General features: G+C 48.1%; 6 protein-coding genes. 5 read left to right on the forward strand and 1 reads right to left on the reverse strand.

Going from position 1 to position 14062, the window contains the following annotated elements; all coding sequences use genetic code 11:
- Nucleotides 1-636: 636 nt before the first annotated feature.
- The gene (locus tag D515_RS25770) at nucleotides 637-7863 is read left to right on the forward strand and encodes a glycoside hydrolase family 17 protein (RefSeq protein ID WP_152442406.1); all 7227 of its coding nucleotides are present in this window, start codon (nucleotides 637-639) and stop codon (nucleotides 7861-7863) included.
- A 69-nt stretch (nucleotides 7864-7932) separates the two neighbouring features.
- Here D515_RS25770 and D515_RS20275 read toward each other — a convergent pair whose 3' ends face one another.
- Nucleotides 7933-8631 carry a hypothetical protein gene (locus D515_RS20275; RefSeq protein ID WP_039850394.1) on the reverse strand — a complete coding sequence of 233 codons (699 nt, stop codon included), beginning with the start codon at nucleotides 8629-8631 and terminating at the stop codon, nucleotides 7933-7935.
- An 838-nt stretch (nucleotides 8632-9469) separates the two neighbouring features.
- Between D515_RS20275 and D515_RS20280 the strand changes: the two genes are divergently transcribed.
- The 4 genes from D515_RS20280 to D515_RS20295 are packed head-to-tail and all read left to right on the forward strand — an operon-like array spanning nucleotide 9470 to nucleotide 14055.
- Nucleotides 9470-11104 carry an ABC transporter substrate-binding protein gene (locus D515_RS20280; RefSeq protein WP_002541191.1) on the forward strand — a complete coding sequence of 545 codons (1635 nt, stop codon included), beginning with the start codon at nucleotides 9470-9472 and terminating at the stop codon, nucleotides 11102-11104.
- Between the two features lie 40 nt (nucleotides 11105-11144).
- Nucleotides 11145-12119 (forward strand): ABC transporter permease, encoded by a 975-nt coding sequence (locus D515_RS20285; protein ID WP_039850395.1) that lies wholly within the window; start codon nucleotides 11145-11147, stop codon nucleotides 12117-12119.
- A 53-nt stretch (nucleotides 12120-12172) separates the two neighbouring features.
- The gene (locus D515_RS20290) at nucleotides 12173-13102 is read left to right on the forward strand and encodes an ABC transporter permease (protein WP_420835379.1); all 930 of its coding nucleotides are present in this window, start codon (nucleotides 12173-12175) and stop codon (nucleotides 13100-13102) included.
- Nucleotides 13102-14055, forward strand: coding sequence for an ABC transporter ATP-binding protein (locus D515_RS20295; RefSeq protein ID WP_002541193.1), 954 nt, complete (start codon nucleotides 13102-13104; stop codon nucleotides 14053-14055). Before D515_RS20290 ends, D515_RS20295 begins: the two co-directional genes overlap by 1 nt.
- The last annotated feature ends 7 nt before the right edge of the window (nucleotides 14056-14062 follow it).

A 14062-nucleotide genomic window follows, 5' to 3' on the forward strand; every position in this document is an offset into this window, starting at 1 on the left:
AGCAAGAAAGCGCTTTCTTGCTTCGTTGTCTTAAACCGACTTGATCAGGCTTCAGCTGGGTGGTGGTAGCAAGAATAAGATCTTTAAAATCGGTTGGTTACAGTATTGCTTTCATGATTTATGGCTTTTTGAGGAGATCTCTAAGACACAATAAAGAAAGCGATATCTTGCCGAACATTAAGTAAATGAGATGTTAATCGCAAATGTGGCTTGGCGAAACTATGTCATTGATCACATAAACTTCACAAATTGACAACATTTCTAGGTGGTTCCAATTGGCTTTGATGAAAGAGGGTTTTACAGAGGTTTTTAGTATACGGATGTTTCACATTTGGGAAAATTGCACTGAATTTCATTGTATTTATGAGAGTTTAAGTGAAATTGGGGTTGTCTCACTAATAAGTCTGTACAAGCTTTTTTGGTAACAATATTGTTACAAGTACCGATGGTGTTCCTTGAGTATTGGGGTGGTGTCCTGTTCTCGGGTTTTACTTTGCTCAAATAAGAAAGCGCTTTCTTTTGGGCGGAACGCTATGAGTAATATCCATCAACATTCTGGTGGTTGGAAATTAGCGAGCTGCGACTTTATCAAGTTGTGAGCGTTTGCTGACGTAACAGCAGTAATGGATTAAAACGATGAAAAACTACTTAGCGAAAATGCTCGTTGCCGCTTCACTTATTATAAGTGGTTGTGGTGATGAGACGGTAAAACCTTATGTGCCGCCGTCAGCTCCTGAGACTGAGGGAGCTGTATATACGGTTTATTATAATGGAGCTCTACAATATAGCTCCGAGGCCAATGGTTGGGAAGAAACATCATTTCTTGCGGCCAATCCTGACAAGCAAACTTTGGAATTAACTACTCCCCCCACAGGTGGGACGAGTAAAGAGTGGGGTTGGGGCGCTGGTGTTAGTTACCCAGATCAAGGCTCAACTAACCTTACAGGTTATGAAGAAGGGTTCCTGCACTTTGAAATTAAAGGTACGACGACTACCGATATAAATATCGGCTTTCAAACTGGTATTTTCGACAATGCTGAACGCCCTCAAACCAACAACGGTGTGATTTTTGGTCCAAGTGGCAGGTCAATTAGCAGCGATTGGCAAAGTGTTTCTGTTCCAATGAGTGAACTTATTGGTACTAAAACCCCTGCACCTAATTTGGGTGACGTTACATCTCCTTTCTTCTTTAGCAGTGTCAATCCTGTTGATGACGGTGGGGTAATTGAAGTTCGGAATATCTACTACACCAAATCGAGCTCTGGAACAATCGGTTCTGATTTAGAGGGTTCAGGCTCTGGAGGTGCTGGAGATAATGGGGGCTCTGGAGGTCAAACTATTGCTCCCGGTGAAGGCGAGGTTACTGCTCAGGCATTTATCGCTCATAGCGGTCAAGATGATACCTATGCAATGCAGTATTGGGGAGATAATTGGGGTAGTGGTACAACCTACGAGTTGCTTACCGAAGACCAGTATGAAAAAACATTTTCCCTAACAAGCGGTTCGGACTGGGGAGCTGACGCAATAGCTATCGCATGGGGTAATGAGCCTGAAAATGCGATTGATATTTCGTCATACAACTTTGCTCGTTTTAAAGTTCAAACAAGTGACTATTCTAACATCAAGGTGTCCGTTCAAAGTGCCACGGAAGACGCTAGTGAAGTGACCTATCCTTTGTCCGACGGGCAGCCATTAGATAATGGCTGGGTTGAGATGGAGGTACCTCTTCCTTCGTTTTCAGACATGACTTGGTTTGCTTTGCTTCTTGAAGGTAATAGTGGAACGGCGAAATTAGCTGATATTGAACTAATTACTAGGTCTAAAAGTTCTGCGAATACACAAGGATACATTGCATATAGCGGCCAAGAAGATTCATTCACAATGGAATATTGGGGGGATAATTGGGGAAGCGGCGCAACCTTAACTGAACTCAATAATTCTCCTTATTCTAAAGCTTTCACTTTAACAAGCGGAAGTGGCTGGGGCGTTGATGCCGCTGCTGTTGCTTGGGGCAATGAGCCAGAAAACGCCGTTGATGCATCGGCGTTTTCATTTCTACGCTTCAAGGTGCAGTCAAGCGATTACTCCTTAGTGGATGTTTCTTTCCAAAGCGACTCAAAAACTGAAGTTAAAAACACCTATAGCATGTCCAGTGGCCAAGATTTAGGTAATGGCTGGACGCAAATGGAAGTGCCTTTCCCTGCATTCTCTGACATGACGTGGATTGGCATGATCTACAACGGAGCAGGTTCGGTAAACTTTGCAGATGTTGTTCTGGTTTCTCAGAGCGGCTCTGATGGTAACACCGATGGTGGCACTGACGGCGGCACCGATGGTGGTACAGACGGCAGCACCGATGGTGGTACTGACGGCGGCACCGATGGTGGTACAGACGGCGGAACCGATGGTGGTACATATGGTGGGGTTGATCTGGCAGCTCAGCCAGCGCCAACTGGCAACTATCCAGTTTCAAGCGTGACTAGTGGTGATGCACCAGGTAAGCCTGTGCTTGGTACTGCTGAACTTCCAGCTATCTCTTACGGTGCATTCCGTACGACAACCCGTACAGAGGCAAACGTTCCAAGCGTTGAAGATCTGAAAGAAGACTTGAAGATCATGCACGCTACGGGTGTACGTATGCTTCGTACCTACAACACGCAAGGCTTCTCTGATACAGAAAATCTGCTGATGGCAATCAGCCAGCTGCAAGAAGATGATCCAAGCTTCGAAATGAATGTGATGCTTGGCGTTTGGATTTCAGCGCTGAATGCATTCTCTGATCAACCAATTGATCACTCTCAAGAAAGCCCTGAAAACCAGGCTGAAATGGACAAAGCTGTTGAGTTTGCTCAGGCTTATCCAAACATTATCAAAGTGATTGCTGTTGGTAATGAGGCGATGGTCGAATGGGCGAGCAGCTATCGTGTTGAACCTCGCATTATCCTGAACCGTGTTAATGAATTCCAAGAAATGAAAGCTGATGGAACGATCAGCGAAAATATCTGGATTACAAGTTCTGAGAACTGGGCGGTTTGGGCAATCAATAATGACTACTACCGTGGTCATGAGGCAGACATCAAAGCCTTGATGCAAGCCGTTGACTATGTGTCTGTTCACGTTTATCCGTTCCATGATACGCAATTTGATCCTGAGTTCTGGCGTGTTCCAGCAGACCAGCAGTCGCTGTCTCGACAAGAGCAAGCTGATAAAGCAATGGAGCGTTCATTCTCCATGGCGTTGACTCAGTTCAAGGCCGCGCAGGACAGTGTTTTGGCAGTTGATGGCACAAAACAGGTTCATATCGGTGAAACAGGTTGGTCAACACTTTCCAGCGAAGCATATGGTGCTGGTGGTACTGGTGCTGCAGATGAGTACAAACAGAAAGAGTACTATGATGCAATGACTGCTTGGGCAGCTGAATATGGCGCGTCTGTGTTCTTCTTCCAAGCATTTGATGAGCCTTGGAAAGGTGATTCAAGCAACCCGAGCCACTCAGAGCAGCACTTTGGTCTGGTCGATATTAACGGTAATGCGAAATACGCTATCTGGGATTTGGTTGATGAAGGTGTCTTCGACGGTATTACCCGTGGTGGCAACCCAATCGTTAAATCTAATGGCGGCAACGCACAAACTGTTATTGACGGCATCCTGCCTATCCCTTACGCATTCAATGCGGGTGGCGAAATTGAAGGCGATGAATACACGATTCACAACGGATCATTGAATTCAAACCTGACTGCTGTTGCATGGGAAAACACCTCTTGGCTTGCAGATAACTCAAACAGCCAAGTGCTTGAATTGACAACACCTCCAACGGCTGGTGTGGCAAAAGATTGGGGTTGGGGTGCAAGTACTGCAGTATCCGGCAGCTCTGGTCAAAATCTGACTGGTTTTGAAACTGGTTACTTGATGTTCGACATCAAAGGCACAACGACGACTGCTATCAACGTTGGTTTCCAGACTGGTGTATTTGGAGACAATACACGTCCGCAAACCAGCAACAGCGTTGTCTTTGGCCCAGGTGGTTACTCAGTCACAACAGATTGGCAGTCTTACGCGATTCCTGTTACTGAGCTGGCAAGCGGTTCATCTCCAGACTTCACTGATGTGACATCACCAATTTTCTTCCAAGGTACTTCTGACGACGGCGGCGTGCTGGAACTGCGCAATGTTCGTTTCAGCAAAACTGGGGAAGATAATGGTGGTAACACAGGCGGTGGTACTGACGGCGGTGCAACTGGTGAGGTTATTGACCAAGCGTACATTGCATACAGTGGTCAAGAAGACACCTTTGCGATGGAATTCTGGGGTGATACCTGGGGCAGTGGCACTACTTATCAGCAAATTACCGGCGAAGACTATGCCAAGACATTTGAACTGACCAGTGGCTCTGACTGGGGCGCGCCAAATATCGCTATTGCGTGGGGTAATCAAGATGCCAACGTGATTGATATCAGCAGCTACACTCATGCACGTTTCAAAGTCAAGACCACGGATTTCACCAGCGTTGATGTGTCAGTACAAAGTGCTACACAAAGTGAAGTGAAAACGACTCATCAATTGACTGATGGTACAGCACTGCCAAACGGTTGGGTGGAAATGGAAGTTGCACTTCCGGATTTCACTGACATGACCTGGTTTGCCATTCTGTTCGCAGGAGAAGGTACAGCACTGATTGCTGATATTGAGTTCATTGAACGTGGTACTGCAACATCAACTTCTGGCCCTGGCTACATTGCTTACAGCGATCAAGACGATACCTTTGCAATGGAATTCTGGGGTGATAACTGGGGTAGTGGCGCAACTTTGTCTGCAATGACGGGTGCTCCTTATTCTAAGGCTTTCACTTTAGCAAGTGGTAATGGCTGGGGCGTAGATGCTGCAGCTGTAGCATGGGGTAATGACGACGCAAATGCAGTAGATGCTTCTGGTTACTCATTCCTGCGTTTCAAAGTGCAATCTGACGCGTTCACAGCGGTTGATGTGTCGATTCAGAGCGCTACCCAAAGCGAAGTTAAAAATACCTATAACTTCTCAAGCGGCGAAGACCTCGGTAACGGTTGGATCCAAATGGAAGTGCCTTTCCCTGCATTCTCTGACATGACGTGGATTGGCTTAATCTTCAATGGTGCAGGCTCAGTAAACTTTGCTGATGTCGTACTGGTTTCTGAAAGTGGCTCTGATGGTAACACTGACGGCGGTACCGATGGTGGAACAGACGGTGGCACTGATGGCGGTACTGACGGAGGTTCCGGCTCTACCGAAACTGGTTACATCCTGTACACCGGCCAAGACGCTACTGTGACCTTTGAAGATGTGCAAGCGTGGAACGGTGCAACCATTGATAGCGTTACAGGTGGTACTTATGATCCAGCGCTTAGCCTGACTGTTACAGACGGGTGGGGAGCATTGGCGTGGGTAAACACCTCATCACCTATTGATCTTACTCCTTATACTCATGCTGTATTCAAAGTACTGACTGATTCCGAACAAGTTCGTGTATCAATCATCAGTGAAAGTGAAGGTGAGAGCGCAAATGATTATGCGCTCTCTACAGGCACCGCTTTATCTGGCGGCTGGGTTCAGATGACTGTCCCTCTGCCAGACTATACAGACATGACAACATTTGCCGTTGTACTGGGAGAAAACGGTACACTGCAAATCGCTGATGTTGCGTTTGTGAATAATGGTGGCGGTAATACTACCCCTCCTGAAACCGCGTACATCATGTACACCGGTCAGCAAACTAATATTCTGTTTGATGATGTTCAATCATGGAACGATGCAGGTATTCAAAGCATGACGGGTGGTACTTACGACCCTGCGCTTGAACTCACTGCTACCAATGGTTGGGGAGCACTGGCATGGGTGAGCAACATCAACCCATTAGACATTACTCCATACACACATGCGGAGTTCAAAGTACAGACAAGTCTGGACCAAATTCGTCTGTCAATCCTAAGCCAGACTGAAGGCGAGAGTGTGAGTGATTATGCTCTCTCTACGGGTACTGACCTAGGCAATGGTTGGGTACAGATGACAGTACCTTTGCCTGCCTATACAGATATGACGACGTTCGCTGTTGTGCTTACTCAAAATGGATCACTGCAAATTGCAGATGTTGCATTTGTAAACAATGGCGGCAATACAACAGCTCCAGAAACTGGATATGTTGTCTACACTGGCCAACAGACCAATATCGTCTTTGACGATGTGCAATCTTGGAATGAGTCTGGCATCGAAAACATCACAGGTGGAACGTATGATCCTGTGCTCGAAGTCACGGCGACTAACGGTTGGGGCGCGATCGCATGGGTAAGTAATCTCAACCCTGTCGATATCTCGTCATATACACATGCGCAGTTCAAGGTTCAAACAGATCTTGAGCAAGTTCGTGTTGCTATCACCAGCCTGAGCCAAGGCGAAAATGCGAATGATTACTTGCTTTCGTCTGGTACTGCTCTGGATGGTGGTTGGGTTCAAATGGAAATTCCATTACCTGACTTTGACGATATGACCATTTTTGCCATGGTATTGGGAGAGAATGGAACTGTTCAACTGGCTGATATTGCGTTCGTAAACAACACCGACGGTGGTACTGATGGCGGCACCGATGGTGGTACTGACGGCGGCACCGATGGTGGTACTGACGGTGGCACCGATGGTGGTACTGACGGCGGCACCGATGGTGGTACTGACGGCGGCACCGATGGTGGTACTGACGGCGGCACTGATGGTGGTACTGACGGCGGCACTGATGGTGGTACTGACGGCGGCACCGATGGTGGTACTGACGGTGGAACAACTGGCACCACGCCAATTGTTATCTTCAACGATGCAGCGAATCCTCAGTGGGTAGCGTGGGACTGCTGTGGTGGAACCACACCACCAGTTATCACTGATAGCGATGCTCAGTATGGTGAAGTGACCTTCTTCGAGGTAGTTAATGCGACAGTGAACGGCTTTAGTTCCCGTGAAGGTGTTGCTACCGATCCTCAGCCAGTCGATGTGAATGCCTGGATGGTAGAAGGCGTTATCTCCTTTGATATCAAGCTAATTGCTGCCGGTGAAACACCAGCTGATGTTTGGAACTTCAAAATTGAATCTAACGGCGGGAGCGAGTTTGTCGAAGTCGCTCTAGATAGCCTCCCAGAGTTGGATACTTGGAAAAACTACTCGTTCAACCTAAGCGACCTGTCAAACAATGGTCTAGACCTCACTGCGATAGACCTGATTATGGTGTTCCCAGCTTGGGGTACAGGAATCGGTTCTCAGTACGTGATAGACAATGTTGTTATCTCTCCTACCCCGACTGATGGTGGAACTGACGGCGGCACCGATGGTGGTACTGATGGCGGCACTGACACAACAGGAGACGTTGTTTCCATCTTCAGTGATGACTACACGGATATCACTGTCAATGAGTGGGGCCCTAACTGGGGTGATTCTTCAGCACGTATCATTGATGGCGAGCTTAATGGCAGCCCAGCGAAAGTCATGACAGTTGGTGCAGGTCAAATATTTGCCGGTATTGATTTCTCATCGGCGGCGTTTGATGCTTCAAGCTTCACGACTTTCAACATGCAATACAAAGTAGATCCTTTGTTAGCAGGTCAGGTGATTAACATTAAGCTGTCTAACCATGCTGGCGGTAATGGTGAAACCAATGCAATTCAATACACCAGCGTTCCTTCAAGCACTGATGTGGTGACTTTGGCTGTTCCGTTAGCTGACTTCACTGATGCGAGTGGAAATGGCGACTTATCAAGAGATGCCATTGCTCAAATCGTTATCTCTGCTGCGCGAGCGGATGGTAGTCAGGCGGTAGACATCTACCTTGACAACATTTACTTCAGTAAATAATGCGTTGTTTCAACATAAAATAATAAGGGAGCCGTTTGGCTCCCTTTGTTTTTTAGTGAAAGCCCAAAATCAAACGTTTTGTGTTCTCGACACAGAGCCAGACCCAGCCTTAGAGGAAAATCCTTTTGCCTTTGTTGCAACGCCGACTTTGGACGTTGTAATCACAAAATTGCCTGCTGAGGGTTCAGTGACGATTCTGCTAATACGAAATCCTGTATTTCTGGCTGGAATATCAGTCGCGCCAGTCCGCTTGTCGTTGAAAGTGAATACCTGCTCGGCCACTATGCTTCCAGGGCTGGTCATACGGCTAACAGGTGTCCTATGCCTGTCTGTAAGTCCCGTTGTAGTGGCTGCCATATAAGAGGAGTTATTTGCACTCGCTCCTGCGCCCGCGAGGCATCCTTTTCCAGAACCGTATTTGACCTGTTCAGAATGTTCGGCTTCATTGAGGTCGCTAAGCGTATTCGAATCAGATTCAACGGAGAAATTAACAATGATTCCGCGTCGTGCACCTGTGGCTACAGAGTTGAAAGAAATGCTGCCGTTTTGAGGAATAGCTGACACAGAAAACGGTGCGCTTTGGGCAATTCTATTGCCAGAGAAATCCGCTACTAACCTGAGTTTGCCAGCGTTTCCGACCGCAGTTTGATTGACGCCACGTAATCGCAAAGTTTGGTTCGCAGTGATGTGCGCTTTAGCACTGCCATTGATGGTTAACGAACCATTGCCACCGCCAGCACCGACGACACTGATAGCAACATCATTCATGGGTATTTGCCACCCTTGCACATTAACTTGTATCGGCGTGTCAACGCGAGGTGGGATTCTATCAGGCATACTTGTTGGAGACGTGCTGGGCCTGATGTGTCGAGGAAAAGTGACTCGTACGCCAGAGGATGCGACCCCAGGTGCTGCTGGCGTCGTTATGGGCGCTATTGGAGCGGAAGTGGTTGTTGGCGCGGTTGAAGCGCCGGATGCTTGATCTATCAACCCGTCTGTTTCTTCCGTGGATGTTGAGGTATTTACCTTGTCTCCAAGGCTTTTTGTCGGGGTTGAGAGAAGGTCACTTCGCGTGTTAAGGCGGTTGTGGGAATCGGAAAGAATGGGACTACGCTTTCGCGTCAGACTGCTAGACAAAAAGCCTGGCTTAGAAGCACTCTCAATGCCTTGGGCGAACTGTGTTGAAAATGAACGCATGTGAACCTCTGTAACGGTTAGCGTTCTCCTACTTTAGTTAACGTTGGCTGCTTCCAGCGTTTCATGGCTAGGAACGACCTCGTCTTATTTGCCAAAAATCCTGCTAGCACCACCACACATCATTCTGCAACGATGCAACCGGTCTCATTTATGATATTCATGATAATTCCATGAGTGAGGATTTGTGATCATTGTTACAAAAAGGTAAACAACGGCTTGTTGAGAACGATGGATTTTCTAATATCTATCGCAAAGAAAGCGCTTTCTTTTGGGTTTAAACAAGAAAGCGTACGGAAAGTAGTTGGCTACACTCATAAAAATTAAAGATTTAGATAAGTTTTCATTGGAATGGCAGTAAGGGCAGTTCCAGTGATTGAAACGGATTATAAAACGACAAAAGGACGGCAAGATGCACAACAAGAATATCATCGCTTCTCTCGTTTGCAGTGCGTTACTGACTGCGGGTGTTCAGGCCGCTGACATTAAGCAGGGCGGAACGCTTAATGTACCGATCATTACCACTGGTTTTGTCGAAAACTATAACCCTTACACAACAAAAGATGTTTTCCACGGCATCATGTTTGAGCCGCTGATGGTGTTCAACAACATGACTGGCGAGACAGATTTCCGCCTTGCAGAATCTGCAGACTATTCAGACGACTTGAAAACCATCACAGTGAAAATGCGCGAAGGTCTGAAATGGTCAGACGGCTCACCACTGAGCGCAGAAGATGTTGTATTCAGCTTCGTGCTTGCCAAAGACAACCCGGCATTTGATTCAAAAGGCATCTGGTCAGGTGGTAATCTCCAATCTGTTGAAGCCAGCGATGACCGCACTGTGGTATTTACTTTGGCAAACCCAGATTCCACCTTCCTCTGGAATCTCGAGAAATACCACATTCTGCCTGAGAAGGTGTGGTCAAAAGCGGAAAACGCCACCACCTTCACTAATCCGAATCCAATCGGTACAGGTCCAATGACAGAAGTGAAGTTCCTCAAGTCGCAGCAGATGGAGCTTTGCCGTAACCCGAACTACTACCTTGAAGGCCGCCCTTATCTGGATTGTGTGAACTTCCGTTCATACAACGATAACTCTCAGGTGCAACCTGCGCTGATGAAAGGGGAAGTGGACTGGGGTTCTAACTTTATCGCAGACATTGAAACCACGTTCGTGAAGCGTGACCCAGACAACAACCATTTCTGGTATCCAGCGAACGATGCGATTCACCTTTACCTGAACACTAAAAAAGTGCCTTTCAACGATCTGAAAGTGCGCCAGGCGCTCTCGATGGCTTTGGATCGTGACCTGATTGTTGATATCGCAGCTTACGGTTACCCGACGGCTAACTTCAACGCAGGTGGTATCGGTGAGCTGTATGCGCAAAACATCAATAAAGACATCTCCGCGCAATATGCTTCTCTGACCGAATTCAACCAGGACAAAGCCAAAGCACTGCTTGATGAAGCCGGTGTGAAAGACGTCGATGGGGACGGCTACCGTGACAACCCGGACGGCTCCAAGCTGGAGTTCAACATCGAGGTGGTTAATGGCTGGACTGATTGGATCCAGGTGGTTCAGATGGTCACCGAGTTCTATGACGAAATCGGTATCAAATCGAACGTCAAAACGGTGGATTGGGCGGTCTATGACAGCAACCTCAAGCAAAGCAACTATGACGTCGCAATTAACTGGTCAATGGTGGCGACTAACCCCATCATCGCATACCAGGAATACTTCTCTTCTTCGCGCGTGGGTAACAGCTGGCACGCGGGACACGGTGTTAACGACCCAGAAATTGATGCGCTGATCGACAGCTTCGGTCAGACCGGTTCGCCGGAAGAACAAAAAGCGATTTTGGACAAGCTGCAGGTCTTTACTGCCGAAAACATGCCATTTATTCCGTTGTTCTCGAACCCAACCTGGTTCCAGTACAGCACCAAGAAAATCGATGGCTGGCCAACAAAGGAAAACCCTTACGTTCAGCCAGTTTGGTACGACGGCGGTAAGCGCGTCATCATCCTCAATAACCTGCACCTGAAATAAGCGAATACGCTGAATTCATGGACTGTTGAGGAGCGAATCGATGGCATTTTTATTTCGGCGATTCATATTCTATTTTTGCGCGTTTCTTATCGCGATAACGTTCAACTTTATGTTGCCACGTTTAATGCCTGGTGACCCTGTTGAAGCTTTGTTTGCTGCGGCGCAAGGGAAAATGGATCCAGCACAAATGGATGCTGTGCGTGAAATGTACGGCTTCCTTGATGGCAACGTCTTTGAGCAGTATCTGGCGTACATCAAAAGCGTGTTCACGCTGGATTTGGGACCGTCAGTATTGATGTTCCCCATCAGCGTATCGGAAGTGATTGGTAATGCACTGCCTTGGACTTTGTTCCTCGCGCTTGGCTCTCTGATCGTGGCGTTGATTATTGGTGTGTCGATTGGCACTTATGCCTCTTACCGCCGCACGGGTTTTGTCGGGCAAGTGGTACCGCCTGTATTGGCGTTTCTCAGTAACTTCCCTTACGTGGTGACTGCCTTGTTCCTGTTTTACCTGTTCGGGATTAAATGGGATTTGCTGCCGATTGCTTACACCTACGACCCGTCGCTGGATCCGGGGTTCAATCTTGAATTTATCGGCAGCGTGCTGAAACACGCGATCTTGCCGGTCGGTTCAATGGTGGTTGTTGGTATTGCTGCATGGGTGTTCAACATGCGTAACGCCATGATTAATGTGCTTGGTGAAGACTACGTGACCATGGCGGAAGCCAAGGGTTTGAGCAGTACCCGTGTGATGTACCGCTACGCTGGGCGTAACGCGATATTGCCTGTGGCGACTGCAGTCGCGATGGCGATTGGTTTTTCCTTTGCTGGTTCGATCATGACCGAAGTGGTGTTCAACTATCAGGGGCTGGGCAACATTTTATTGAAAGGCATTGTGGCGCGGGATTATCCGCTAATTCAGGCCATCTTGTTGATATTGGTGACCGCTGTGCTCACCGCGAATTTCATCGCCGACTTGCTGTATGTCTGGCTTGACCCGCGCATTGCGAATTAAGGAGCGGGCACATGGATAAGACGATGGAATCGAGCCAGAACAAACCAGTGAAAATGCCAAACAAAGGCGGAGCGATAAAGCGTGCTGGCAAAAGTATTTACGCCTTTTTCTATGGCAACCCGCCAGCAATTCTTGGCACCTTGCTGCTGACCATGGTGTTGGTCGGGGCGATATTTGCCAACGTGTTGGCACCATATTCAGCGGAAAAACGTGTTGCACGTCCACACCAGCCGCCGAGTGAGAAGCACTTGATGGGCACGACGCGAAGCGGGCGTGATGTTTACAGCCAAGTGCTTTATGGCGCGCGTAAAACGCTGACTGTTTCGCTGTTTGCTGGCTTGATTGCGATGGGCATTGCGGTGGCAGTGGGTGTGTCTGCTGGCTACTTTGGCGGCAAAATTGATGAAAGACTGAATTTTTTAACCAATGTGTTCTTGGTGTTTCCACAGCTCCCCTTATTGATCGTCCTGGCGGCGTTTCTGGGGCAAGTGGGCTCATTGGTGATAACGATTTTACTTGGGGTGACCTCCTGGCCTTGGGGCGCACGCGTGATTCGCGCGCAAACCATGGCAATTCGCAACAAAGAATTCATTCTGGCTGCAGAAGTCATGGGTGAATCGAAACTGCGTATTATTTTGGTCGAGATTTTACCCAACCTTGTTTCCATTGTGTTCGGCGGATTCTTGGGTGCCGTCATCTACGCTATGGGCTCCGAAGCAGGGTTGGGTTTTTTAGGCCTGGGTGACGCGACAGAAGTGAGCTGGGGCTCCATGCTCTATTGGGCTCAAACGTCGTCGGCACTCTACACGGGCGCTTGGTGGGAAATGATGGTGCCGGCTTTGGCACTGGCTATCACCGGTGGCGCACTGGCGCTGATCAATATGTCGATTGATCAGGTCAGTAATCCGAAACTCAAAACTGGTCCACACATGAAGCTCTGGCGCAAACTGAAAAAAGCGGCAGACGAGAAAAGGGGGTTGTAATGGCAAACTTGCTCGAAATTAACAACCTCTGTGTGGATTACGTGTCGCCTAATGGCGTGGCACGAGCAGTGAACAATGTCAGTGTGAGCATTGCCGAAGGTGAAACGCTGGGTATTGCTGGCGAATCTGGCTGCGGAAAGAGCACATTGGCGTTTGCGATATCGCGTCTTCATAAAGCGCCTGCGCTGATCTCAGAGGGTGAAATCCTCTACAAAGGCGAAGACGTGCTGAAGATGAATGATAAACAGCTGCGCACATTCCGTTGGAATGAAGTGTCAGTGGTTTTTCAAAGTGCGATGAACTCTCTCAACCCTGTGATCACCATTGGTGAACAGCTGACAGATGTGATTCTGGCGCACAAAAAAGTGTCGTTGAAACAGGCGACAGAAAAAGCGGCAGAGCTGCTGCAAGTTGTAGGGATTCACCCGGATCGTCTGTCAGCGTTTCCGCACCAGTTGAGTGGCGGTATGCGACAGCGCGTGGTGATTGCAGTGGCGCTGGCGTTGGAACCAAAGCTCATCATCATGGATGAGCCAACGACGGCATTGGATGTTGTCGTTGAAAGGGAAATCCTGAACGAGCTTTATGATCTTAAAGCAAAGTTCGGTTTTTCCATTCTGTTCATCAGCCATGACTTGAGTCTGATGGGCGAAATTGCTGACCGTATCGGCGTGATGTATGCGGGCAACATGATTGAACTGGGCGATGCGCAAACCGTGTTCGGAGCGCCGCAGCATCCTTACACACAAGGGTTGCTCTCTTCGTTTCCAACCATTCATGGTCCGAAAGAGCGTTTGTACGGGATTCCGGGTAATCCGGTGAACCTGTTGAATACACCACAAGGGTGTAATTTTCAGGAACGTTGCAGCAAGTGTTTTGCGCCCTGCACTGAGCAGGATCCGCAGTTAAAACTTATCGCGCCTGAGCATCAGGTCGCGTGTCATCTGGTTTAATGAAGGA

Origin of the sequence: Grimontia indica, from assembly GCF_000333895.2 — a bacterium.
Lineage (GTDB): Bacteria > Pseudomonadota > Gammaproteobacteria > Enterobacterales > Vibrionaceae > Enterovibrio > Enterovibrio indicus.